This is a genomic window from Streptomyces sp. NPDC012794 (assembly GCF_042901085.1).
Taxonomy (GTDB): domain Bacteria; phylum Actinomycetota; class Actinomycetes; order Streptomycetales; family Streptomycetaceae; genus Streptomyces.
This window is the reverse complement of record NZ_JBIBCI010000006.1, coordinates 371,271-394,759: the sequence shown is the minus strand read 5'-3', so window position 1 is coordinate 394,759 and position 23,489 is coordinate 371,271. Positions and strand designations below refer to the sequence as shown.

General features: G+C 74.9%; 23 protein-coding genes and 1 pseudogene. 14 read left to right on the top strand and 10 right to left on the bottom strand.

The window, feature by feature from the left end; all coding sequences use genetic code 11:
* Nucleotides 1–248 precede the first annotated feature (248 nt).
* Nucleotides 249–725 carry a flavodoxin family protein gene (locus ACFY7H_RS15235; protein WP_388938111.1) on the top strand — a complete coding sequence of 159 codons (477 nt, stop codon included), beginning with the start codon at nucleotides 249–251 and terminating at the stop codon, nucleotides 723–725.
* Nucleotides 726–750: 25 nt separating this feature from the next.
* Here the strand turns inward: ACFY7H_RS15235 and bla are convergent, their stop codons facing one another.
* Nucleotides 751–1,701, bottom strand: coding sequence for a class A beta-lactamase (gene bla, locus ACFY7H_RS15230; protein ID WP_388938110.1), 951 nt, complete (start codon nucleotides 1,699–1,701; stop codon nucleotides 751–753).
* A gap of 334 nt (nucleotides 1,702–2,035) precedes the next feature.
* On the opposite strand from bla, the gene ACFY7H_RS15225 reads away from it, so the two are divergent.
* A complete protein-coding gene (locus ACFY7H_RS15225; RefSeq protein ID WP_388938108.1) occupies nucleotides 2,036–2,401 on the top strand; it encodes a peptidase inhibitor family I36 protein in 366 nt (121 codons plus the stop codon).
* Between the two features lie 102 nt (nucleotides 2,402–2,503).
* Nucleotides 2,504–3,748 carry a glycosyltransferase gene (locus ACFY7H_RS15220; RefSeq protein ID WP_388938106.1) on the top strand — a complete coding sequence of 415 codons (1,245 nt, stop codon included), beginning with the start codon at nucleotides 2,504–2,506 and terminating at the stop codon, nucleotides 3,746–3,748.
* A gap of 21 nt (nucleotides 3,749–3,769) precedes the next feature.
* Here ACFY7H_RS15220 and ACFY7H_RS15215 read toward each other — a convergent pair whose 3' ends face one another.
* Nucleotides 3,770–4,180 carry an SsgA family sporulation/cell division regulator gene (locus ACFY7H_RS15215; RefSeq protein WP_388938105.1) on the bottom strand — a complete coding sequence of 137 codons (411 nt, stop codon included), beginning with the start codon at nucleotides 4,178–4,180 and terminating at the stop codon, nucleotides 3,770–3,772.
* Between the two features lie 111 nt (nucleotides 4,181–4,291).
* On the bottom strand, nucleotides 4,292–4,717 hold the full coding sequence (locus ACFY7H_RS15210) for a subtilase-type protease inhibitor (RefSeq protein WP_388938103.1): 426 nt from the start codon (nucleotides 4,715–4,717) through the stop codon (nucleotides 4,292–4,294).
* A gap of 438 nt (nucleotides 4,718–5,155) precedes the next feature.
* Here ACFY7H_RS15210 and lanKC point away from each other — a divergent pair, with 438 nt between their 5' ends.
* From lanKC to ACFY7H_RS15190, 4 genes are all read left to right on the top strand, one after another.
* Entirely contained in the window at nucleotides 5,156–7,843 is a 2,688-nt protein-coding gene (gene lanKC, locus ACFY7H_RS15205; RefSeq protein WP_388938102.1) for a class III lanthionine synthetase LanKC, read from the top strand.
* Nucleotides 7,840–7,977: a SapB/AmfS family lanthipeptide gene (locus ACFY7H_RS15200; RefSeq protein ID WP_388938101.1), complete on the top strand. Its 138-nt coding sequence runs from the start codon at nucleotides 7,840–7,842 to the stop codon at nucleotides 7,975–7,977. The genes lanKC and ACFY7H_RS15200 overlap by 4 nt, the downstream gene beginning before the upstream one ends.
* A 100-nt stretch (nucleotides 7,978–8,077) precedes the next feature.
* Nucleotides 8,078–9,865 carry an ATP-binding cassette domain-containing protein gene (locus tag ACFY7H_RS15195; protein ID WP_388938099.1) on the top strand — a complete coding sequence of 596 codons (1,788 nt, stop codon included), beginning with the start codon at nucleotides 8,078–8,080 and terminating at the stop codon, nucleotides 9,863–9,865.
* The gene (locus ACFY7H_RS15190; RefSeq protein WP_388938097.1) at nucleotides 9,862–11,676 is read left to right on the top strand and encodes an ATP-binding cassette domain-containing protein; all 1,815 of its coding nucleotides are present in this window, start codon (nucleotides 9,862–9,864) and stop codon (nucleotides 11,674–11,676) included. The genes ACFY7H_RS15195 and ACFY7H_RS15190 overlap by 4 nt, the downstream gene beginning before the upstream one ends.
* A gap of 35 nt (nucleotides 11,677–11,711) precedes the next feature.
* On the opposite strand, the gene ACFY7H_RS15185 is transcribed toward ACFY7H_RS15190, so the two are convergent.
* Nucleotides 11,712–12,320, bottom strand: a complete 609-nt coding sequence (locus ACFY7H_RS15185; protein ID WP_388938095.1) for a response regulator transcription factor — start codon at nucleotides 12,318–12,320, stop codon at nucleotides 11,712–11,714.
* A gap of 497 nt (nucleotides 12,321–12,817) precedes the next feature.
* Between ACFY7H_RS15185 and ACFY7H_RS15180 the strand changes: the two are divergent.
* Nucleotides 12,818–13,111 (top strand): annotated as a pseudogene (locus ACFY7H_RS15180) (serine/threonine protein kinase); the annotation flags it as partial.
* A gap of 51 nt (nucleotides 13,112–13,162) precedes the next feature.
* Here the strand turns inward: ACFY7H_RS15180 and ACFY7H_RS15175 are convergent.
* From ACFY7H_RS15175 to ACFY7H_RS15155, 5 genes are all read right to left on the bottom strand, one after another.
* Nucleotides 13,163–14,101, bottom strand: coding sequence for a sigma-70 family RNA polymerase sigma factor (locus tag ACFY7H_RS15175; protein ID WP_388938093.1), 939 nt, complete (start codon nucleotides 14,099–14,101; stop codon nucleotides 13,163–13,165).
* 10 nt (nucleotides 14,102–14,111) lie between these two features.
* The gene (locus ACFY7H_RS15170) at nucleotides 14,112–15,302 is read right to left on the bottom strand and encodes an NAD(P)/FAD-dependent oxidoreductase (protein WP_388938092.1); all 1,191 of its coding nucleotides are present in this window, start codon (nucleotides 15,300–15,302) and stop codon (nucleotides 14,112–14,114) included.
* Nucleotides 15,303–15,422: 120 nt separating this feature from the next.
* Entirely contained in the window at nucleotides 15,423–15,722 is a 300-nt protein-coding gene (locus tag ACFY7H_RS15165) for a hypothetical protein (protein WP_388938090.1), read from the bottom strand.
* Nucleotides 15,723–15,917: 195 nt separating this feature from the next.
* Nucleotides 15,918–16,358 (bottom strand): carboxymuconolactone decarboxylase family protein, encoded by a 441-nt coding sequence (locus ACFY7H_RS15160; protein WP_388938089.1) that lies wholly within the window; start codon nucleotides 16,356–16,358, stop codon nucleotides 15,918–15,920.
* On the bottom strand, nucleotides 16,355–17,020 hold the full coding sequence (locus ACFY7H_RS15155; RefSeq protein ID WP_388938087.1) for a class II aldolase/adducin family protein: 666 nt from the start codon (nucleotides 17,018–17,020) through the stop codon (nucleotides 16,355–16,357). Before ACFY7H_RS15155 ends, ACFY7H_RS15160 begins: the two co-directional genes overlap by 4 nt.
* 140 nt (nucleotides 17,021–17,160) lie before the next feature.
* Here ACFY7H_RS15155 and ACFY7H_RS15150 point away from each other — a divergent pair, with 140 nt between their 5' ends.
* On the top strand, nucleotides 17,161–17,547 hold the full coding sequence (locus tag ACFY7H_RS15150; RefSeq protein ID WP_388938085.1) for a MerR family transcriptional regulator: 387 nt from the start codon (nucleotides 17,161–17,163) through the stop codon (nucleotides 17,545–17,547).
* A gap of 33 nt (nucleotides 17,548–17,580) precedes the next feature.
* Here the strand turns inward: ACFY7H_RS15150 and ACFY7H_RS15145 are convergent, their stop codons facing one another.
* Nucleotides 17,581–18,243 (bottom strand): maleylpyruvate isomerase family mycothiol-dependent enzyme, encoded by a 663-nt coding sequence (locus ACFY7H_RS15145; RefSeq protein WP_388938084.1) that lies wholly within the window; start codon nucleotides 18,241–18,243, stop codon nucleotides 17,581–17,583.
* Nucleotides 18,244–18,515: 272 nt separating this feature from the next.
* On the opposite strand from ACFY7H_RS15145, the gene ACFY7H_RS15140 reads away from it, so the two are divergent.
* The 5 genes from ACFY7H_RS15140 to ACFY7H_RS15120 all read left to right on the top strand — a co-directional run bounded on the left by ACFY7H_RS15140 (nucleotide 18,516) and on the right by ACFY7H_RS15120 (nucleotide 23,472).
* Nucleotides 18,516–19,154 carry an ankyrin repeat domain-containing protein gene (locus tag ACFY7H_RS15140; RefSeq protein ID WP_388938082.1) on the top strand — a complete coding sequence of 213 codons (639 nt, stop codon included), beginning with the start codon at nucleotides 18,516–18,518 and terminating at the stop codon, nucleotides 19,152–19,154.
* Nucleotides 19,151–20,266, top strand: coding sequence for a YncE family protein (locus ACFY7H_RS15135; RefSeq protein ID WP_388938079.1), 1,116 nt, complete (start codon nucleotides 19,151–19,153; stop codon nucleotides 20,264–20,266). Before ACFY7H_RS15140 ends, ACFY7H_RS15135 begins: the two co-directional genes overlap by 4 nt.
* Nucleotides 20,267–20,395: 129 nt before the next feature.
* Complete coding sequence (locus ACFY7H_RS15130; RefSeq protein WP_388938078.1) at nucleotides 20,396–20,992, top strand: hypothetical protein; 597 nt, start codon at nucleotides 20,396–20,398, stop codon at nucleotides 20,990–20,992.
* Nucleotides 20,989–22,029 carry a vWA domain-containing protein gene (locus tag ACFY7H_RS15125; protein ID WP_388938077.1) on the top strand — a complete coding sequence of 347 codons (1,041 nt, stop codon included), beginning with the start codon at nucleotides 20,989–20,991 and terminating at the stop codon, nucleotides 22,027–22,029. The genes ACFY7H_RS15130 and ACFY7H_RS15125 overlap by 4 nt, the downstream gene beginning before the upstream one ends.
* A 198-nt stretch (nucleotides 22,030–22,227) precedes the next feature.
* The gene (locus ACFY7H_RS15120; protein ID WP_388938076.1) at nucleotides 22,228–23,472 is read left to right on the top strand and encodes a glycoside hydrolase family 26 protein; all 1,245 of its coding nucleotides are present in this window, start codon (nucleotides 22,228–22,230) and stop codon (nucleotides 23,470–23,472) included.
* Nucleotides 23,473–23,489 lie beyond the last annotated feature (17 nt).

Sequence of the window (23,489 nt, the reverse complement as noted above, 5' to 3'; positions counted from 1 at the left end):
CCCCGCCGGGGCTACTATTCCGGGCCGAATGTGATCTGCCTCCTGTGGGGCGCCTCACCGCCCCACCCCCCGAACCTCACCCCCCGTATCCGTCCCAGACCTCTGCGACGCGTGACCGGAGCCACTCCCGGACCCGGACGCGGGGGCCCGCGTCGTACGCGGCTGTGAGCGCCGTCACTTCCACGTCCTGTCACATGTCGCGCCCTCCTCCTGTCCCCACTGCGGAAGCGAGAGAAGGGAACCTCAGGATGAAGTCCGTCATCGTCTGCACCTCCGTCTCCCACGGCAATACGCGTCGCGTCGCCGATGCCATGGCCCAGGTCCTGGGCGCGAAAGTCGTCACCCCCGAGGAGGCCGACCTCGTGGAGCTGGCCGCCGCCGATCTCGTGGGGTTCGGCTCGGGAGTCTTCTACGGCAGGCTCCACCCGCGGCTGACCGCTGTGGCCGAAGCCCTTCCCGGCGCACGCGGCCGGGCCTTCGTGTTCGCCACCAGCGGGCTGCCCGAACTGCCGCCGGCGCCCTTCACCCGGCCCCTCGCCCGGCGCCTCGCGGGCAAGGGCTTCCGGGTGGACGGCAGCTTCTCGTGCCGGGCCCTCGATACGTGGGCGCCGTTCCGGCTCGTCGGCGGCATCCGCAAGCAGCGGCCGAACCGGGACGACCTGGCCGCCGCGCGGGCGTTCGCCGAGCGGCTGCGGAACGGGCACGGGCCGGGCCCCCGGTCCTGAGCGGCCGGGGCCGGCCCTCGCCCGGTCAGCCGTTCGACCGCGCGGCAGCAGCCCCGCGGGAGGGCAGGGCCAGGGCCGTGACGACGGTGGTGGCGGCGCGTGCGATGAGCGCGTCGTCGTATGCGGCGTCGGGGGTGCCCCGGCTGGAGAGGACGGCGATGACGAGGGGGGTGGCCCCGGGGGGCCAGGCGACGGCGATGTCGTTGCGGGTGCCGTAGCCGCCTCCGCCGGTCTTGTCGCCGACCTCCCAGGTGGCCGGGACACCGGCGCGGATGAGCGCGCCGCCGGTGGTGTTGCGCTTGAGCCAATCGGTCAGCAGGGCCCTCTTCCCGGCGCCGAGGACGTCGCCGAGCACGTAGGCGCGCAGGTCGGCGGCGAGGGCGCGGGGGGTGCTGGTGTCGCGGAGATCGCCCGGCGCGGCTTCGTTGAGGTCCGTCTCGTAACGGTCGGCCCGGGTGGTGGTGTCCCCCAGGACGGCGAGCGCCGACTGGAGGCCCTTCGGTCCGCCGAGCTCGTCGAGCAGGAGGTTGGCGGCGGTGTTGTCGCTGTAGCGGATGGCGGCGTCGCACAGGGCGCGCAGGGGCATGCCGGTGTCGACGTGCTGTTCGGTCACCGGTGAGTGGGCCACCAGGTCGGCGGGGCCGTAGCGGACGACGGCCTCCAGTTCTTCGAGAGTGTTCCGCTGGAGCACGGCGGCCGCCGAGAGCGCTTTGTGGGTCGAGCAGTAGGCGAACCGCTCGTCGGGGCGGTATTGGACGGTCCGTCCGCTGCCGGTGTCGACCGCGTAGACCCCGAGCCGGGCGTCGAACTGCCGCTCCAGGGCCGCGAAGGCGCGGCCAGCCGGAGCACCGGCGGCGGCAGGCGCGACCGTGCCCGGCGCGTCGGCGGCCCTGGCGGCCTTGGCGCGGCCGAGCAGCGGGGCGGCGGCGAGGGCGGCCACGGCGGTGAGTGAGGTACGGCGGGTAACGGCCACCACTGCTCCTGTTCGTCGCTCTGGGAACGGGTCGTGCTCCGAGGCTACTCGCGCCACCCCGCCGGCCGCCGCGCCAGGCCCTCTGCGCCGATCGCGCGCCCGATCCGGCGTGTCCCCGGCCAGGTCGCGTTCGCGGCGCGCGGAGGCAGAGCCCGCGCATTCCGATATCCCGCCACCGGCTGACGCGAAAACGGCTCGCCCGGCGCGGGGACGCGCCTCCATGCTTGACGGGCCGCCCGGAACGGCGCGTTATTCGTTTCCGGGTCCTCTCCGGCCGTCCCCATCCCTTCTCCGGGGCAGTGCCCCGGTCGCGATGCGTAAAAGGGGAACTTCTGTCATGCGCCGAATGATTTCGTCAGCCGCCGTCGGTCTCTCCCTCGCCCTCGCTGCGGCACCCGTGGCCGCGGCCACCGAGAGCCAGCCCGCGGCATACGCCTGCAATTCGGGCAACTTCTGCATCTACAGCGACTGGAACGGCGGTGGGGAGCGCTGCGAGTGGCCCGACGCCCAGAGGGCGAACACGGCCGACAACTGCGGCTTCATTCAGCGCGGAATCAACGTCCGCTCCGTCTGGAACGGAAAGAACAACCGGGTCCAGTACTACACCCAGACCAATTACAACGCACGCGTGGGATCCACATCGGCCGGCAACGGCGGGAATCTGATGGGGACCTACCAGATCCGCTCCTTCAAGAAGCAGTAGGAATCCCAACCCGCCCCGCGCCGCGGTCGTTTCGGATGACTTTCCGTGCCGCCCGGGCCGTTCCGGGCGGCACGGGCGGGGAATGCCGCCACGCTGGCGGACATGAGGATCGCCATCATGCCGGCGGGGTCACGCGGGGACGTCGCACCGTACACGGGCCTGGGTGCGGGCCTGGTCCGGGCCGGGCACGAGGTCACCCTGGTCACCCACTGCGGGTTCGAGCCGCTGCTGGCCGGGTCGGGGGTGCGCTTCCGGCCCCTTCCCGGCGATCCCAGGGCCAAGTTGCACTCGACGCGCGGCCGGGGGCTCCACCGCAGCCGGACCGGGGCGGCGAAGCTGCTGCGTGCGATCGCACTGGCGAGGAGCATCGCCCCCGAGATGACGCTGCCGCTGGTGCGCGCGACACGCGACGCGGACGTGGTACTGACCGCGGGGTCGGTCGCGCCCCTGGCCTGTGCCATCGCCGAGGGCTGCTCCCGGCCCAGCATGGGGCTCTTCCTGCAGCCTCTGCACGGCACCCGCCACTTCCCTCCCCCGATGCTCGGCACGCGTTCCCTGGGGCCGCTGGGCAACCGGATCGGCCGGCACGCCGTCACCGCGGCTGTGGACCGCGTCTACACCCGGGCCGTGCGGATCCTGGCCACGGAGCACGGCCTGCCCCCGGTCCGCCTGTCCGGCGCCCGCCGCGTCCGTGAACGTCAGGGCTGGCCCGTGTTGCACGGCTTCAGCGAGGTGGTGGTTCCGCGCCCCCGCGACTGGCGGCCGGGCCTGGACGTCTGCGGCTACTGGTGGCCCCACGACGCCGACCGCCGGCTCCCGCCGGAACTGGAGGACTTCCTCGCCTCCGGCCCCGCCCCGGTCTACGTCGGCCTCGGAAGCGCCACCGCACCCGGCCCCCGGGGCCTGAGCGCCCTCGTCGTCTCCGCCCTGCGCACGGCCCGCCTGCGGGGTGTGATCCAGCACGGCTGGGCCGGACTGTCCGCCACCGGGGACGACATGATCACCCTCGGGGACGTGCCGCACTCCCTGCTCTTCCCCCGGATGGCCGCCCTCGTGCACCACGCCGGAGCCGGCACCACCGGCGCGGCCCTGCGCGCCGGGGTGCCCTGCGTGCCCGTCCCGGTCCAGTTCGACGCCTCTTTCTGGGCGTCCCGTCTCGTGCGGCTGGGCACCGCCCCCGGGGTGGTGCCGTTGCGCCGCCTCGACGCCGCCGCCCTCGGCTCCGCGATCCGGAAGGCCGTGACCGACCCCTACCGAGACCGTGCCCGGCACATCGCCCGCAGGCTGGCGGAGGAGGACGGCGTCGCGCCCGTCGCCGCCGCGCTGGAACGGCTGGCGGCCACCTGAGGGAGCGTCATCCGCTGGGCCTCACCGGCTGAGCAGGGCGTCCAGCAGCCCGTCGAGGTGGGCGCTCTCCTCCTCGGCCGCCACCACCGCGTACGTCCGTCGCAGGAAGGCGGCCACGGCGTCGGCGTCCGCGAGGAGCACCGCCCGGCCCTGGCCGGACGGGCAGGCTCCGCGCAGTTCGATGCGGAGCGCTCGCCCGTCGGCGCCGTCCACGGGCCGGAAGAGCACGTCTCCCTCCCCCACCGGCCGTACGAGTCCGTCCGCGAGCATCTGCCGCTCGAAGTGCCAGCACGCCAGCCGCGTACCGGCGTGCAGGATGACCGCGCGCACGGCGAGCGGGTCCGTCGGGGCATAGGTGAGGCGCAGTTGCAGCGGCGCGCCGGCGACGGTGATGAGGTGGGCGCTGATCAGGGCGGACAGGCGGGACGTCACAGAAGGCCTCCACGGGGACGGGCACCGGACGGCGGGTGCGCGACGCGCGTGTACCCGCCACGGGCCGGACCACGCCCCTCCGTCCGGGTGAAGGCCGCGTCGGCGGCCGCGTCAGAACGCGTAGAGGGCGTTGCCGTTCAGGGTCGCGGACATCACGCACGCGTTGGGGAAGGTGTACTTCCACGCGAGGCGGTCGCCGTGCCAGACGCCGTCCGCCGTGACGGTGACGGGGTCGTAGTTCCGCCGGCACGCGCGGCCCGGATCCGGGGCGGACAGCAGGCGGTCGAGCCGGCCGCCGGTGGCGTTAAGGGCGTCGCACGCGGCCCTGGGTGCGGGGTGCGTGCCCTCGGCGGTGTAGGCGCAGCTGAGTACGGTCGCCCGCAGGACGGTGCCCGTGGCGGCGTCGTCCCCCTGGGTGATGGTGAGGACCATGGCGGAGGGGGCGTACGGGCTCGCGGGCTGGGCCTGCGCCACGCTCGTGGTGCCGGCGAGGCAGAGGAGAGCGGCGGCGGAGACGGCTGCTAAGCGGTGACGCACGACAACACTCGCTTTCGATTCGAAGGTTGAAGGTGGCACTACAGCTGTTATGTAGCGCCTAGCCGGGGTTGACCCTCTCAGGTGTGAAGGGCCGACGCACATCGACGGTCGAGTTACGGACAGATCATTCGAAAATCGGATGAGAGGCGGGAGTCCGGGCGGCTTCCGCCTGGTGACCGCGGGTCCGCTCCGCGCGACGGCGCGGAGCTCTGCGCTCCGCGTGCGTTCCCCGCGCCGGCTCCCCGCTGGTGGCGGCCGCGACCGGTCCGCCGCCGAGCCGTCCAGGGTGACCGGATCGAGGCGGCGGCCGGGCGGGCCGGGGGCGGTGGCCGCCAAGTGACGCGTGCGTACCGCACGTCGGGCTGGTGACAAACACGACTGTCGCCGGGTCCTGGCGGCGTGCCACCTTTGCTCACGTCACCGACCGAGGGAGCAGGTGTGAACAAGGGGCACGCGGCCTTCTGCGACGCCGACCGCTGGTTCTACGACGCCCCGTACCGGCGGGGCGGCGAGAGCTTCCCGTCGGCCCTCGCCCCCGTACCCGAGGGGTGGACCTCGCACCGCAGCGGTGACTGGCTCGCCCTGCGCCCCCTCGGGCTCCGGCTGCCCTCCCAGGGCTGGAAGATCCACGTCTCGGCCGGCCTCGACAACGCGGAGGCCGTCCTGGGCAAGGTGTACGCCTACTGCGTGGAGCGGCGGACCGCCTTCAAGTTCGTGCCGAGCCGGTACCTGCTGCACCTGCGCAACGCCAAGTACGCGGACCGCGCGGCGAGCGGCAAGTTCCTGACCGTCTACCCGGCCGACGCGGAAGCCTGCCGGCGTACCGCCGAGGACCTGGACGCCCTGCTGGCCGGCGAGCCCGGCCCGTACATCCTCAGCGACCTGCGCTGGAACCAGGGCCCGGTCCACCTGCGCTACGGCAGTTTCACCCTGCGGCACTGCTACGACGGCGACGGCGAGCTGGTCCCGGCCATCGAGACGCCCGACGGACGCCTGGTACCGGACGCCCGCGGCCCGGTCTTCCAGCCGCCGGCCTGGGTCGAACTGCCCGGCTTCCTGCGGCCCCACCTGGACCGGCGCTCGGCCGTCACCCTCGAGGACATCCCCTACACCATCGAGCGGGCCCTGCACTTCTCCAACGGCGGCGGCGTCTACGCGGGCCGCGACACCCGCACCGGCGAGCCGGTCGTCCTCAAGGAAGGCCGTCCCTTCGCCGGGCTCGCCGCCGACGAAGCGGACGCCGTCACCCGGCTGCACCGGGAGCGCCGGGCTCTGGAGCGGCTGGACGGGCTGGACTGCGTCCCGGCCGTCCGCGGCACCTTCACCGTCGGGGACCACCACTTCCTGGCGCTGCAGTACCTCGACGGGAAGCCCCTCAACACCTACTTCGCCCGCCGCCACCCGCTGATCGAGGCCGATCCCGCGGTCGCGGAGCTCGCCGCCTACACCGAGTGGGCGCTGAAGATCCACGCACGGGTGACGGAGGCCGTCGACGCCGTCCACTCGCGCGGCATCGTCTTCAACGACCTCCACCTCTTCAACATCATGGTCGCCGAGGACCCCGTCACGGGCGAACCGTCCGTCGCCCTGCTCGACTTCGAGGCCGCCGCCCACGTCGACGAAGGCCTGCGCCAGACGGTCGCCAACCCGGCCTTCGTGGCGCCGCCGGACCGGCGCGGCTTCGCCGTCGACCGTTACGCGCTGGCCTGTCTGCGACTCGCCCTGTTCCTGCCACTGACCAGCCTGCTCGTCATGGACCGGGCGAAGGCGGCGCACCTCGCGGACATCGCCGCGGCGCAGTTCCCCGTCCCCCGGTCCTTCCTCGACGAGGCGGTGTGCGAGATCCTCGCCGGACCCGAGGCCGGATCCGCAGCCGGCCCTGGATCCGGGCACGGGCACGGGCCCGCGGCCGACGCTGCCGGCGGACGGACACCCGCCCCCGCCCGGCCGTACCTCCCGGCCGAGCCGGGTGACTGGCCGGCCGCCCGCGCCTCCATGACGGCGGCCCTGCACGCCACCGCCACGCCCGACCGGGAGGACCGGCTCTTCCCCGGCGACCCGGCCCAGTTCGCCACCGCCACCGGCGGCGCGGCGTTCGGCCACGGCGCCGCCGGCGTCCTGTACGCGCTCGCCGAAACGGGCGCCGCCCCCTGGCCCGAAGCGGAGGAATGGCTGCTCGCCCGTACGAAGGAGCCGCCCTCCGGCACCCCGCTCGGTTTCTACGACGGCCTCGCCGGACTGGCCTGGACCCACCACCGGCTCGGCCACCGGGACCGCGCCCTCGCCCTCGTGGGGCGCCTGCTGGACGAGCCGTGGCCGTCCACGGGCCCCGACCTGCACGGCGGACTCGCCGGAATCGGGCTGGCCCTGGACTCCCTCGGCACGGCCACCGGCGACGGCGCGCTGCACAGCGCCGCCCTGCGCTGCGCCGGCCTGGCCTTCGAGGCGGCACCCGGGCTGAAGCGGACGGGGCTGCTCTACGGGCACAGCGGGATCGCCCTGCTCCACCTGCGCCTCTACGAGCGCACCGGGGACCCGGAACTGCTCCTGCGTGCGGCACGTTTCCTCCACCGCGACCTGGACCACTGCGTGACCAGCGCCTTCGGGACCCTCCAGGTGGACGAGGGCTGGCGCACCATGCCCTACCTGGGCGCGGGCAGCGTCGGCATCGGCATGGTGCTCGACGACTGGCTGGAACACGCCCCCGATGAGCGATTCGAGGAGGCGCGGACCCAGATCGTGCAGGCGGCGCAGGCGACCTTCTACGCCCAGCCCGGCCTCTTCCGGGGCGCCTCGGGCATGATCCTGCACCTGTCCCGGACCACCACGCCCGGCCCCGGGACCCGCGCCCGGGACATCGCCCGGCAGATCGAGGCACTGGCCCGCCACGCGCTGCCGTACCAGGGACGACTCGCCTTCCCGGGCGAGCAGTTGATGCGCCTGTCCATGGACCTGTCCACCGGCACCGCCGGCGCGCTGCTCGCCCTGGGCAGCGCCGCCACCGGCGGGCGGGCGCACCTGCCGTTCCTCCCGCCGCCACGTACCGCGGCGGCCCCAGAGCCGGTCCCCCACCGGGGGGCCGTGACCGGTCAGAACATCCCAGCGAAGGAAAGGAATCAGCCATGACCCTTCTCGATCTGCAGTCGATGGAGACCCCCAAGGAAGAGAACACCGAGGCCGCGCACCTCACCGGGGGCGGCAGCCGCGCCAGCCTGCTCCTGTGCGGCGACAGCAGCCTGAGCGTCACCACCTGTAACTGATCGGGACGCTTTCCGGGCCCGGGCGGAACCTCGCCCGGGCCCGCACCTCATCCCCGGGCAGCCCGTCCCGGGCCCGCGGGCATTCGAGGAGCCGCCGCCCATGATCCCGACCGACGACCCCGGTGAGGCGGCGGCCGCCCGTACGGCCGACCGGGCGCTGAAGGCGGCCGCACGGCACAGCGCCGGCCGCACCGCCGCCGTGTTCGGCAGCTCGCTCGCCGCCGCCTGCGCCGCTCTCGCCGAACCCGCCGTCCTCGGCCACTGCCTCGACCTGCTCCTGCGCGGTGACCCCTCCGGCACCCGGTGGGCCCTGTACTGCGCGGCGCTGACCGCGGCCGAGGTCCTCCTGGACGCGGCGACGGCACGGCTCACCGGCGGCGTCGACGCCCGCTCCGCCGCCTGGCTGCGCCGGCGGGGACTCGCCGCCCTGCTCCGCACCGCCCCGCACCACGCGGCCGAGCACGCCCCCGGCGAGACGGCGGCCCGGCTCACGGCGCACGCCACCGCCGCCGCGACCGTTCCCGCGGCCGTCGCCACCGCCGCGACGGCCGTGCTGCCCCCGCTCGGCGGGCTCGTCGCCCTGTTCCTCGTCGACGTCTGGACCGGCGTCGCCTTCCTGGCCGGAGTGCCCCTGCTGGTCCTGCTGTTGAGGGCTTTCACCCGCGCCTCGGGAGCCAGCGTCAGCCGGTACCAGCGGGTGCAGCTCGCCATGGCGGGGCGTCTCGCCGAGGCCCTGGCCGGCGCGCGCACCATCGCCGCCGCCGGCACCGGGGAGCGGGAAGCCGCGCGGATCCTCGCCGAGCTGCCCGAACTGGGCCGTGAGGGGCGGCGGACGTGGCGGATCTACGGCGCGACCGTCGCCCGTACCAGCGCCCTGATGCCGCTCCTGCTGTACGTGGTGCTCGGCGTGGGCGGCATCCGCCTCGCGGCGGGGGCGCTCGGTGTCGGCGGCCTGCTCGCCGCCGTACGGTACGCGGGGCTCGCGGCCGGCGCCGGAGCCGTCACGGGCCGGCTGGCCGCGGTGGTGCGGGGCAGGGCCGCCGCCCGCCGGACCGCGGCCCTCCTCGGCCTGCCGCCGCTCGCCGAGGGGGACAGCGAGCACGCCGCCGACGGCCCTGGCACCCTGGAGCTCCGCGGGGTCCGCGTCGAGCGTGCGGGCGCGGTCGTCCTGCACGACGTCGACCTGCGGATCCCGGGCGGCACCACCACCGCGGTCGTGGGACGCACCGGCTCCGGCAAGACCCTGCTGGCCGCCGTCGCCGGACGCCTCACCGCCTGTGACGCGGGGCAGGTGCTGCTGGACGGCACCCCGCTGGAGGAACTCACCTCCGGAGCACTGCGCCGCGAGGTCGGCCACGCCTTCGACCGGCCGGCGCTGTTCGGGGAGAGCGTCGGCGCGGCCATCGCCTTCGGAGCGCCGCCGAGGCCCGGGTCCGGTGCCGTGCGCGCCGCGGCCCGGGCGGCCGGCGCCGACCCGTTCGTACGCCGCCTGCCCGAGGGTTACCGCACTCCGCTCGCCGACGCGCCGATGTCCGGCGGCGAACTGCAACGCCTGGGTCTCGCGAGGGCGTTCTGCCACGCCGGCCGGCTGCTCGTCCTTGACGACGCCACCTCCAGCCTGGACACCGTCACCGCCCGCGCGGTGGAGCACGCGCTGGTCGACGAGGTGCGGGCCGCCACCCGTCTCGTCATCACCCACCGCGTTTCGACGGCGGCCCGCGCCGACCTCGTCGTCTGGCTGGAGGAGGGCCGGGTCCGGGCGACGGGGACGCACGCGGAGCTGTGGCGGGACCCCGCCTACCGCTCGGTGTTCGGCACCGGCGGGGAATCCGCCCCCGCCGGGCGGGCGGGCGGCGGGAAGGCGGCCCGTCGCGGGGCGGTCCGGTGAGCGGGCGGGGCGCCTGGCGGCGGGTCGGCGCGGAGGGGCGCCGCTTCCTGCGCGGGCGGGCCCGGACGCTCGGCGTCCTCGCCCTGTGGTCCCTGCTGGAATCCGCCCACACCTTCCTCGGCGGTTACGCGGTGGCCCGCGCCCTCGACGACGGTTTCCTCGCCGGCCGGACCGGCACCGGGACCGGCTGGCTCGCCGTGGCCGGGGCCGGGGCCCTCCTCGGCGGGCTCGCCCTGCGGGGTGTGTTCGGGGGGCTCGCGGACCTCGTCGAACCGCTGCGGGACGGTCTGGTCCGCCGGGCCGTGCGCCAGGGCCTGGAACACGCGCTCGCCGACCCCGCGCGGGCCGAGCGCTCCGGGGCCGTCTCGCGGCTCACCCAGCAGACCGAGATGGCGCGTGACTCCTTCGCGGGCCTGGTCCTCGTCGCCCGCTCCTTCGTCTTCACCGCCCTCGGCGCCCTGGCCGGGATGGCCGCACTGGCGCCGGTCCTGCTCCTGTTCGTGCTGCCGCCGCTGCTCCTGGGGACGGCCGGCTTCCTGCTCACGCTGCGCCCCATGGCAGGGGTGCAGCGCCGGGCACTCGACACCGACGAGGCCCTGGCGGGGCGGGCCGGCGAGCTCGCCGCGGGCCTGCGGGACGTGGTGGCCTGCGGAGGAGGGGCCGAGGCCGGGGGCCGCCTGGAGCGCCTGATCGCCGAACAGGAGCTGCTGACCCGGCTGCTGGCGCGCTGGGCCGCCCTGCGCACGGTGATGCTCGGGGTGGCGGGCCGGCTGCCCGTCGTCGCGCTGCTCCTGGGCGCGCCGTGGCTGCTCGCACACGGGCTGAGCGCGGGCGCCCTGGCCGCCGCGCTCACTTACCTGGTCCAGTCCCTGCTGCCCGCGCTGGACGCCCTCATGGGCGCCCTCGGCTCCGCCGGCACCAGGCTGCTGGTGGTACTGGAGCGCTTCTGTCCCCCCGGCGCGGACCCGGCGCCGGACCTTGCGCCGGACCCGGCGCAGGTCGCGGAACCGGCGGGTCCCGCGGAGTCCCGGATCCCCGGGCCCCGGCCGCCGGAGCCCGGGCCGAAACCGGCGGGCGCGTCCGGGGCCGCGCCCCTCGCGGCGGAGCTGCGTCAGGTGCGCTTCGCGTACGGTCCGCACGCCCAGCCGGTGATCGACGGCCTCGACCTGGCCCTGCGCGAGGGGGAGCACCTCGCCGTGGTGGGGCCCAGCGGTATCGGCAAGTCCACGCTCACCGCGCTGCTGGCCGGGCTTCTCGTGCCCGGCCGGGGCACCGTACTGCTGGCGGGCGCCCCGGCCGGCCGCGGGCCCGCCCGGGGTCCCGATCCCCGGCGGACCCTGTTGCCGCAGCAGGCGTACGTCTTCACGGGCTCCGTCCGCGAGAACCTGACCCACCTTTGCCCCGGGCCGGTGTCCGGGGCACGGCTGGAGCGGGCGGTGGCCGCCCTCGGCGTGGACGGCCTCGTGGACCGGCTGGGCGGCCCGGACGCACCCGTTGACCCGGCCGGGCTCTCCCAGGGGGAGCGGCAGCAGCTGGCCCTGGCGGCCGCCTACCTCTCCCCCGCACCCCTGCTGCTGCTGGACGAGGCCACGTGCCATCTGGATCCGCGGGCGGAGGAACGCGCGGAGCGGGCGCTCGCCGAACGCCCCGGCACCCTCGTCGTCGTGGCCCACCGCATCTCGTCCGCGGCGCGGGCCGACCGGGTCCTCGTACTGGACGGCACCCGCGCGGTCTGCGGCACGCATGCGGACCTCCCGGCCAGGTCGCCCCTGTACCGGGAGCTGGTGGGGGTGTGGAACGCGCGGGAGTGAGCGGGGGCCTGCGGCCACGGACGGGATTCGGGCCCTCAGACCCAGCCGGCCTGCCGGGAGATCCGGATGGCGTCCACCCGGTTGCGGGCTCCCGTCTTGCGGGTGACGGCGGCCATGTAGTTGCGTACGGTCCCGCTGGCGAGGTGCAGGGCCTGCGCGATCTCCGCGATGGAGTCGCCCTCCGCCGCCCGGGCCAGCACGCTCAGTTCGCGCGGGCTCAGCGGAGCGGGGCCGGCGTCCAGGAGGGCGGTGGCCAGGGAGGCGTCGACGAACCGCTCCCCCGCGGCGACCGTGCGGATGGCCCGGACCAGCCGGCCCGGTGATCCGTCCTTGTCCACGTACCCGCGCGCCGCGGCCCGGACCCCGCGCTGGAGGGAGCCGGGCGTTCCGGACGTGGCGAGCACCAGCAGGGGCGCGGGCGGCTCGGCGAGCGGGCGGGAGGCGCCCCCTCGGGCCCCCAGGGTGGCGGACGCGCCGGGACAGTCGAGGTCGACGACGGTCACGTCCGGCCGTAAGGACTCCGCCTGCCGCGCCGCGGACCGCCAGCCGGCGGAGGTGACGTCGAAGCCGCCCTCCGATCTCAGCAGAGCGGCGAGCGCCGACCCCACGAGGCTGACGCTGTGCAGGACGAGGACCTTGGTCATCGGGGGCTCTCCTCGGGTGGTGATCACGGGCACCAAGCGGTTGCCCGGCAATCACGGAGCAGGAACGTCCGCGTCCGGGGCATCGGGGGGTGCGTGGCCGAACTCCGGTGCCCGGCTGATCGCCCGTAGGGGCCGCGTACCCGCGACACGCTCAGCGGGTACGGCTCCGAGGCCGGAGGGCGCACGTCGGCGGAAAGAAGCGGTAGGGCTGATTCCGGGCGTATGGGGGGCGGAACGGCCCCACCGCGGCCGCGACTGCCGCTCGAACGGACGGCCGCACCCCCGGGCGGGAACGGCAGGCGGCCCGCCCGGCGGTGCCGGGCACCACCGGTGGCGACCGGGCCGCCGTCGCCGCGCTGACGCGGCGTTCCGGGACGGGCAACTCCGGCTCGACCCAAGCGGGTTGGCGCATCGCCCCGGCCGCCCGGGCCGGCCGCGGCGCGGCCGAGGTCCGCTACGCCGACCTCAGACGATCATGGAATGGGGGCTGGCCCGGCATGGCGGCGAACGGGGCAGGGGGCCGGCTGCACGCCGGGGACCCGCAGGAGATCGCGGGGTACCGGCTGCTCGGCCGCATCGGTGAAGGCGGAACGGGGACCGTCTACCTCTCCCGCACCCGCGGCGGGCAGCCCGTCGCGCTGAAGGCGGTCCGGCGCGAGTACGGCGGCGACGCCGCCTTCCGCCGCCGCTTCGAGCAGGAGGTCCGGGCGGCCTCCCGGGTCCAGGGCTACCACGTCGTCCCGCTCGTCGATCACGACGTCACGGGCGAACAGCCGTGGCTGGTCCCGGCTGGCAGAGGCGATAGCGGCCGCAAGCACGGGCGGCGGCCCGGCCGGCGCGGGTCACCATCCGCTGATGAACGGCGCGTCGGGCCCGCGCCGCCGCCAGGCCCCGTCGAGGCGGGCGAGCCGGTCCGGGGCGGCGATGCCGCGCAGGAACGCCACCCTTCCGTCGCTGAGCTCGAACGCCACCACCCCAGCGACCCGTTCGCCCACCACGGCGAGGACGGCCGGGGAGCCGTTGATGACCGCGATGTGGAAGGCGACGGAGCCGCCCGCCAGCCGCCGCTTCGCCGCGGTGGGCTTGAATCCGGCCCGTACGTACGAGGCCACGCGCTCGCGGGTCGTGAACCGCAGCAGCCTCCTGGCCAGGCCGGCACCGTCCGAGAGGACGGTCACGTCGGCGGTGAGCAGCTCCACCAGGCGTTCGGTGCGCCCCGAGGTGGCGGCGGCGAGGAACTCCTCGACGATCCGGCGCGCGGTCGCGGGGTCCGCCCCGTCGCCGGCGCGGCGCTCGTCGGCGACCCGGCGCCGGGCCCGGTGGACGTACTGCTGGCTCGCGGACTCGGTGATGTCGAGGATCCCGGCGATCTCTGCGTGCGGGTAGCAGAAGGCCTCGCGCAGGACGTAGGCCGCCCGCTCGGCCGGCGAGAGGCGCTCCATGAGGGTCAGTACGGCCAAGGACACCGATTCGCGCTGCTCGAAGGTGCCGGCGGGGCCGAGCATCGGGTCGCCCTCGAGGAGCGGCTCGGGCAGCCAGTCCCCGGCGGCCCGCTCGTGGCGCGCCTGTGCCGAGCGGAGCCGGTCGAGGCAGAGACGGGTGACGACCTTGGTCAGCCACGCCTCGGGCACCTCGATGCTGTCCCGGTCCGCGGCCTGCCAGCGCAGGAACGCGTCCTGCACGGCGTCCTCCGCGTCGGCCGCCGAGCCGAGCAGGCGGTACGCGAGCGAGGCCAGCCGGCCCCGGCCGGCCTCGAACCGTTCGACGGCTGCGTGGTCCATGCGGCGCAGCCTATGCGGTGGCCCACGCGCCGGCCGCGTCGGGTGCGGCGGCCAGCCGGCGCCGGCGCTTCGGCATGCCGAAGGTCGGGTGGTCGATGCCCCAGGCGGCCCCCTTGAGCACGCCCGACTTGAGCCGCGCGGCGGTCCGGCCCCCCAGGTACCGGGACGTGGACCGGGCGTCCGCGTCCACCATCTGGAAGATGGCGTCCCGCCGCCCGAGGCTGATGTGGTTGCCGTGGTACTTCATTGCGGTGACCGGGATCTCGCCGCCCGTCAGGCGGGCGATGATCGCGGCTGTCGCCCGCATGTTGGTCAGGCCGGCCGAGGCGCAGGACATCGGCAGCGGGCGGCCGTTCGCGCCGATCGCGTGGGCGCAGTCGCCGGCGGCGTAGACGTCCGGGTGCGAGACCGAGCGCATGGTGGCGTCGACGACGATCCGGCCGGTGCCGGCGACCTCGAGGCCGCTCGCGGCCGCTACGGGGTGTATGGCGAACCCCGCCGCCCACACCGTCACGTCCGCCGGGAGGGACGTACCGTCGGCGGCGACCGCCCGTCCCGGCTCGACGGCTTCGATGCGGGTGTGCTCGTGGACGGTGACGCCGAGCCGGTCGAAGGCCCGGCGCAGGTGGCGGCGGGCCTTCGGGGAGAGCCACGCGCCCGGTTCGCCGCGGGCGGCGAGCGCGACCGAGAGGTCGGGCCGGGACTCGGCGAGCTCGGTGGCGGTCTCGATGCCGGTCAGCCCCTCGCCGACGACCAGCACGGTGCCGCCCCCGCCCAGGCCCGCCAGGCGCTCGCGCAGGCGCAGCGCCGAGGAGCGGCCGGTCACGTCGAAGGCGTGCTCGGCGGCACCCGGCACCCCGTGGTGGGCCACGGTGCTGCCGAGCGCGTACAGCAGGGTGTCGTAGGCGAGTTCGCCGTCGCCCTCCTCGCCGGTCACGGCGACGGTCCCGCGCTCCGGGTCGACGCCGGTGACGCGCGCCAGGCGCAGCCGTACCCCGGTGCCCTCGAAGACGTCGGCGAGCTTGCGGAACGCGAGGTCCTGGCCGGCCGCGAGCTGGTGGAGGCGCATCCGCTCGACGAAGTCGGGCTCGGCGTTGACGACGGTGATCTCGGTGTCGGCGGAGGAGAGCCGACGGGCCAGGTTCCCGGCGGCGAAGGCGCCGGCGTATCCGGCGCCGAGGACGACGATGCGGTGCTTCATGGCGTGCTCCTGTCTCGTTGGGCGTGCCCCTTGGACGAGACGGCGCCCCGATTCCTGACAGGAGGCGGGTGTGATGCGGGTCACCCGGCGGCGCGGCGAGCGCCCTGGGCGGCCGCCGCGCTAGCGAGCTTCGCGGCGGGCGGTGAGTTCGCCCTGTACGTAGGCGTCGGCTTCCGTCGTGTAGGGGCCTCCGTGGTCGAAGAGCGCGTCGGTGATCCGCTGCCATTCCGCCACCTCGGCGCGCGTCGCCGCGTCCGCCGCCGTGAGGTCGCCCGCCGCCTGCCGGGCGGCGTGCAGGGCGTCGGCGGCCCGGTGGTGCGTCATGCCTTCGGCGCGCCGTCGTACTCGGTCGCGGGCGGCGCGTTCCGCGGGTGTCGGCTCGCGCGGTTCGCCGGACGGTGTGGGGTCGTCCTGGGTCATGACGGGTACGCCTTTCCGTGAGTGGGTGCTTTCCTGCCCGCCCGCGGATACCCGCGCCAGCCCCGCTCATGCCGACGGTCCGGGGGCGGGGGGAGCCCGCAGGCCGCTGCGAGCGGGCCCGCGGCCTCCCCGTCAGCCACCGCCGGACCGGGACCGGAGGTGGCGGGCGCGGCAGCGCACTGCCCTCCCACGCGCTCAGAACCGCGCCGCGCCGTTCCGGCCGTCGGGCCGCGCGCCTCCGGGTTCCCCTTCGCCCGGGGCGAGTTCGGCGATGATCTCGGTGCCCAGTGCGTACGCCGGCACGCCCGCCGTGATGAGCACGGTCTCGGCGACCCCGATGAGGTCGGCGATGCCCGCCCCGGCGTGGAGCGCGCCCCGGGCGTGGATCCGGGCGGGGTGCGCCCGACCGAGGGCCAGCAGCTGGCCGAAGTGGACGAGCTGCTGTACCCGGTCCCCCAGGGGGCTGTCCGTCAGCACGATGTGCCGCAGCGCCGCGATGGCCTCCTCGGTGGGAAGCCGGCCGAAGTCCCCGGCGAGGCGCAGACGTTCCTGCACTCCCTCCGGGACGGCTCCCAGTGTGGAGCGGTAGCGGTCCCGTACCGCCTCCGTACGGGAGGCGAGCGCGTCGTTCGTCATGACGTCCGCCGTGCGATCGCGGCCCGTACGGCCTCCTGGGCACCCGGGGGAAAGTCCACGGCCCCGCCGATCGCCGCCGCCGCGATCTCCGCCTCGGCGCTCTCCTCGATCGCCACCAGCAGGTGGGCGGTGGTCAGGGCGTCCGGTCCGAACACCAGCAGGCCGTGGTTGGCCAGCAGGACGGCGGCCGTCGTGGGGCGCCGCTCCAGGACGTCGGCGATGCCGCGCACCGATACGTCCGACCCCCGGGGCCCCCAGGGGACCACCGGCACCTCCTCCGCCTGGCCGAAGCGCAGCATCGGCTCGGTCCGGCACGGCAACGGCCGGTTAGCCACCGCGAAGGCGGTCGCCGCGGGCGAGTGCGTGTGGATGATGGCGCCCACATGGGGGCGCGCCTCGTAGACGACGCTGTGCATGGCGACGATCTCGGCGCTGACGGACTGCAGTTCGCCCTCGAGGACCTTTCCGTCGAAACCGACGGTCGCCAGGTCCTCGGGCCGCACCCCGCGGACGAACCCCGGGGTGAGCAGGAGGCGTTCGCCGTCGAGCCGCGCGCTGAGGTTGGCGTGCCCGGAGTGGGACATCACTCCCGCCGCGAACAGCCCCTCGGCGGCCTTCACCAGGGCGTGGGCCCGCTCCTGCGCTCCACCTGTTCCAGTCATACGTCTCTCCCGGAATCTGCCGGCGGCGGCCGCTCGTCGGCCGCCGTCCACGTGGGGACCACTCTTCAACTTGAACTAAGGTTCAAGTCAAATGCCTCGGGTGGGGGAACCGACGGGAGCCAGGAGGGACCGGCGTGCGCATGACGATCGGACAACTCGCCGAGATCACCGGAGTGCCCGCTTCGGCGATCCGGTACTGGGAGCGGCACGGACTGCTGCCCCCTGCGGAACGCCAGAGCGGCCAGCGGCGCTATCCACCGGAGGCCGCCGAGCGGATCACGGTGCTCCGCAAGTGCCAGCAGGCCGGGCTGACACTTGCGGAGATCAGGGAGTTCCAGCGTGAGCAGCCGCGCAGGCAGGCGATGATCCGCGCCAAGATCACGGAGATCGAGCAGCGCATGGTCGATCTCGACCACGCCCACCAGCTCCTGACGCACGCCGTCCAGTGCGGCGAGGAGGACATCGTCAGGTGCCCGAAGTTCCGCGAGCAGATGGCGGCGTGGCGGGCACCGGACCCGACGCCGTGAGCCGTCCGGCCGCGCGCGGGCCGCATCCGGGCTTCAGCGGCCGGTGGGGCGGCCCGTGAAACGGCCGGCCGCTTCACCGCGCAGGCGCCCGGGCGGCAGGCGGCGGCCGAAGGCGAGCAGGAGGAGGTCCTGGGCGTCCCCGTACACCGGGGCGCCGGCCCCGTACGACCAGTCCGTGTCCTCGGCGCTCAGCCGCACTCCGGTGAGGTCGACGCCGAAGAACTTCAGGCCGCTGGGCTTGATGTCGTCGAGCAGGATGCGCAGCCGGTCCTCGGGAACACGCCGGTCGTGCCCGAGGGCGGCCGTGACGTCCAGCCCGTGGACCACGTCGTGCCCCAGAGCGGCACGGAACCCGCCGACCGGCGGCGTCCAGGGGTGGTGGGCGTTGTCCCGGAGGAAGGCGCCGAGCTCCGTGGCCGAGTGGGCGGCGGCGTCGCGGCGGGCGACGCGGTCGGTCATGCGGTGGAGGTTCCCCCGGGCCTTGACCAGTTCGCCCAGGGTCGCGGTCAGGGAGAGCCGGAAACCCATCGACATGTGGGCGACGACCTCGCGGACCGTCCATCCTTCGCACAGGCTGGGCGCGTCCCACTCGGCAGCCCGCAGGCCGTCGAACAGGTCCGCCAGCTCGCGGCGTTCCGCGGCTATGGCGGCCTTGACGCCCGCCTGCCGGTCCTTGGGGTCCGTCTTGTTTCCCATGGGGCCAAGCCTGCTCGGGGCCGGCCCGTATGGCCAATAGACGGTTCTTCTGCCGGCCAGCACCAGCGGTTATGGGGTCCTGCCGTACGCAGGGCGCCGGGCCCGCCCGCGGCCGCCTCGGTGCCGCCCGGGGACGCGGGGCCCGCGCGTGCAGCCGAGGGCGGGACGGGACGGATCGGCCGATCGGATGACGGGCGGGTCGGCCGGGCGGGTGGCCGGGAAGGGACGGCGGGGCGACCGTCCGCCGGGGCGGCCGGGCCCACGATGGAGGCATGAACCCGCACGACCGACTACTGCTCGATGCCGCCAAGGCCGGTGACGCCGACGGCGTGCGCGCCGCGCTGTCCGCCGGCGCCGCTCCGGAGACCCGGGACGAGGACCTGCGCACACCGCTGCTGCTCGCGGTGCTCGGCGACCACGTCCGCGCGGCCGAGGTCCTGGTGGCCGCCGGAGCCGACCCCAACGCCCCCGACTCCCGCGCGGACAGCCCCTGGCTGGTCACCGGGGTCACCGGCAGCGTCCGCATGATGCGGGTCCTGCTCCCGGCGGGGCCCGATCTGACGCAGCCCAACCGGTTCGGCGGGACCTCCCTCATCCCGGCCGCCGAACGGGGGCACGTCGGATACGTACGGGCCGTGCTGGCGGAGACGGACATCGACGTCGACCACGTCAACCGGCTCGGCTGGACCGCTCTGCTGGAGGCGGTCATCCTCGGCGACGGCGACTTCCGCCACCAGGAGGTCGTCCGGCTGCTGCTCGACGCCGGGGCGGACCCGTGGCTCGCCGACTCCAAGGGGGTGACCGCGTACGAGCACGCGGTGCGGCGCGGCTTCGACGGACCGGCCCGGCTCCTGGGCGCGGCACAGGAGGGGTCCGGCGCCGACGGCCGGCCCGGCCGGAGCGCGCGATGAGCCGCCGGGCCCGGAAGCGGTCGGTGCTGGCCGTCGTGCCGGCCCTCCTCGCGCTGCTGGGCGGGTGCGGCACGGCGGGCGGGGCTGGCGGGGCGGGCGTAGCGCCCGCGCCGAGCGGAACGCCACTGCCCGCAGGCCGCCCCACCCCCGAGGGGACGCTGCTCGTCGCCGACTTCGGTGCCGACACGGTCACCTTCGTCGATCCGGAGCGCGGCCCGGTCGGTTCCGTCACCGTCGGCACCGCCCCGTACGGACTGGCCGTCGGCCCGGACGGCACCGCCTGGGTGGCCACCGCCGAGGGCGTGGCCGTGGTCGACACCCGCACCCGCACGCGGGTGGCCCGGATCGCGTACACGACGGATACGGGCCCCGCCGGCACCGGCGAGTACCGGGGAGGCGGCATGGGGATCGCCCTCGCGCCGGACGGCTCGCGCGCCTACGTCGGGGTCAACGTGCCCGGCGGCCGGGGCGTCCTCGAGGTGATCGACACCTCGGCGCGCGAGGTCACCGCCACCGTGCCGGTGGGCCGCCGTCCCTTCGACGTGGACGTCGCCCGCGACGGCGGCGAGGTGTACGTGAGCGGCCACGACTCCTTCGACGTCACGGTCGTCGCGGCCGGCACCCTCGCGCCGCGCCGCATCGAGGTCGCCCCGTACGGCACCGAGGGCGGCCTGGGCTCCTGGCTGAAGCCGCACTACGCGGCCGTCCGCCCCGGCGACGGCCGGCTGCTGTTGCCGTTCGAGGGGGAGCGCCTGGCCGTGGTGGACCCCCGGAGCGGCACGGTCACCGTGGAACCGATGACGGCCGACACCCACCAGCACGGCACCGCCCTCACCGCCGACGGCCGGCTCCTCGTGGTCGGCACCGGCGCCGTGGAGGAGGGCGAGGGCCCCTCGCTCACCGTCAGGTCACCCGCCGGAGACGAACGCGTGTACCCGCTGGACGGCCCGCACGAGGACGTCGCGGTGTCCCGGGACGGCCGGACGGCGTACGTCACCGGCGGCTACACCCGGGACGGGTACTGGAACGGGCTGAGCGTCGTCGACCTCTCCGACGGCACCACCCGACGCCTCCCCGCCGGCTCCCGCCCCCTGGGCATCGTCGTGCTCTGAGGGCTGTACCGTCGGCCCGCCCGCCGGCGCATCGGTCCGGTCCGTCCGCACGCGCCCCGCACGGGGGTCCGCGTGTCCGCCGGACGGCCGGCCGGGCGCGTCGCAGGCGCGGGACGCCCGCCCGGGGTGTTGGGCCCTGTCTTCCGAAGTCCCGCCGACTCCGCGAGACACACGTACCCACCCGCGCCTCCCCCCGCCGTCTCCGCGCCCTCCCTCGACGACACCATCGGCGAACGGCTGCCCTCCCAGCCCGCCGCCTGGCACCCGGTGACCCTGCGCCGGCTCCTCCCGCACACCAGCTCCGACAACATCGCCGTCGCCCTGATGGCCGAAGCCGCCACCGGGCGCCGCTACGAGGACCCCCTCGCGGAGCTCGTGTACCGCCCGCTCGGGCTGCGCCGGACCAGCCTGCCCCTGGGGCACCGCCTTCCTCGCCCGTTCCTGCACGGCTACGACGCCACCCCGCCCGCCGCGCCCGAGGAGGTCAGCGAAGTCGCCGCGACGACCCGCGACGGCGCGCGTCCCCTCACGTTCTCCGTCAACACCCAGACCAGCGAGGGCAACAAGCCCGGCCGCTCGCCCTGCTCCGCACGGTCCAGGAGGACTTCGCGTGCGCGCTCCTGGAAGGCCGTCACTGACGCTGCCGGACCGCTCGCCGAAGGCCGATTGTCAGTGGCGGGTGCGAGGATCGAAGCATCAAGTCGGAAAGAGGGGGAGCGGTCATGACCGGAATCCAGAATTACATCAATCACGTTGCTCTCGTGCTGGACGCCAGTTCGTCCATGTCACACCTGAGTCAGAAGGTCGTCGACGTCGCGGACCAGCAGATCGCCTATCTGGCCCGCCGCTCGAAGGAACTGGACCAGGAAACCCGCGTCACGGTGTACGTGTTCTCGAACCGGGTCGAGTGCGTCATCTACGACAAGGACGTGCTGCGCATGCCGTCCCTGAAGCAGATGTACCGTACCGGCGGAATGACGGCCCTGCTGGCCGCCACCCTGCAGTCGCAGCGGGAGCTGGCGCAGACCGCCCAACTCTACGGCGACCACAGCTTCCTGACGTTCGTGCTGACCGACGGCCAGGAGAACGCCAGCCACCGCTGCCCGGGAGCCCCCGGCCGCGACCCGCGCCAACTGGTCGAGGCCGTGGGCAAGATGATCGAGACGCAGGACGACAACTGGACGCTGGCCGTCCTGGTGCCGGACCAGATGGGCAAGCGCGAGGCCATGCAGTGCGGCTTCCCGAAGGACAACGTCGCCATCTGGGACGCCACGAGCACCCAGGGCCTGGAGGACGCCGGACAGGTGATCCAGGAGGCCACCGAGAAATTCATGGTGGGCCGCACCAAGGGAATCCGGGGATCGCGCGCGGTGTTCTCGACGGGCGGCGAAGCCGTTAACAAGAAGGCCATCGAAGCGGCCGGCCTCACCCCGGTGGATCCGTCGCAGTACCAGCTGATTCCCGTGGCCCGTGACGCGGCGATCCGCGAATGGGTGGTCGAGAACGGACACACGTACCGCACCGGTTGCGCTTTCTACCAGCTGAGCAAGTCGGAAAAGGTGCAGGCGCGGAAGCAGATAGCGGTACTGGAAAAGAAGACGGACCGGGTCTACACGGGTCCGGAGGCCCGCGCCCTGCTCGGCCTGCCCGACGCGGAGGTCCGCGTCAAGCCCGACCACAACGACGACTTCACGATCTTCGTGCAGAGCACCAGTGTCAACCGGAAGCTGGTGCCGCAGACGCGGCTGCTGCTCATGGTCTGAGGCCGGGCTGCCCCCGCCGGCTCACGGGCCGCCGTCGGGCAGTCGCCGGAGGGCGCGGCCGCCGTCACCCTGTCGGGCCAAGCGGCGGCGGCCCGCTACCGCTAATGGTCCAGGATCGGGACACCCGGCAGGCCGTCGCGGGGTGGCATGCCTAACGTCACTGGCAAGCACATCGTTCACAGACCTTGTGGAGACGCCATGTCCCGAAGAGGCCGCTGGATGGCCGGCGCCTGCGTCGGCACGGCCGCCGTCGTGCTGCTCGCCACCGGGGGCGCCCCCGCCCCCGCCCCGCACCAGGGCCCCGGGGGAGGCGCCGGCAAGGGGATCGCGGTGGGCGCGTACCTCCACTACGGCTCTCCCGGCGTCGACAGGATGCGGGGGCTCTCCCGCTGGCTCGGCGGAACCGACCTGCGCGCCGGGCACACCTACCTGCCCGGCGACACCTGGGCGAACATCGAGGGCCTGCCCAATTCCCTCGACGCCTGGGCACGGTGGCGCAAGCAGCGGTCCGACCGGCTGTTCGTCCTGAACGTGCCCATGCTGGACCAGAACGAGGCCGGGGTTCCCGACGACCGGATCGCCGAGCTGCTCCGCTCCGGCGCGGAGGGCGCGTACGACCACCACTTCCGGCGGCTGGCCGAGCGCCTGGTCTCGCTCGGGCTGCGGGACACCGTGATCGTGCTCGGCTGGGAGATGAACGGTTTCAACTACACCCACCGGTGCCGCCCCGAGCCGGAGGCGTGGAAGCAGTACTGGCGCAACATCGTGAGCGCCATGCGCTCCGTCGAGGGGCAGCGGTTCCGCTTCGACTTCGCCCCCAACCGGGGCATCGACGCGATCGCCTGGACCGAGTGCTATCCCGGGGACGACGTGGTCGACATCATCGGCATGGACTCCTACGACCAGCCTCCCGGGAACACCTTCCACGAACAGATCACCCAGCCGTACGGCCTCCAGCACCAGGTCGACTTCGCGAGGGAGCACGGCAAGCGGATCTCGTACCCCGAGTGGGGGCTGTTCCGCAACGGCGACAACCCCGACTACATGCGGCGGATGCTGACGTGGATCGCCAAGCAGAAGCCGCTCTACCACAGCATCAGCGACTACTGCCCGCACGGCGTGTGGCAGTGCGGGAAGAACCCGCGTTCCTCCCGGGTGTTCCGCGAGTTCCTGTCGGCCGGCCGGCGGCCGGCGGCCGGGCCGCCGCACCCGGGCGCTCTCCCCGGCACGGCCGTCGGGGCCGGCGAAGGGAGCCGCGGGCGTACCGGTGGCGAGGCGGCGGGATCCGGTGCCGTCCGGGGCGACGCCGGCGGCTTCGGCCAGAGCCCGGCGCTCCTCCCCCGCGAGCCGCTCGGCGCCCTCCCCCGCGGTGAGGTCCGCTTGTTCCCCCGGGACGTCCCGCCCCGGCCCGGGTCGCGGCCCGGCGAGGGCCCCCACCGGTGACCCCGGCCCTGACCGGG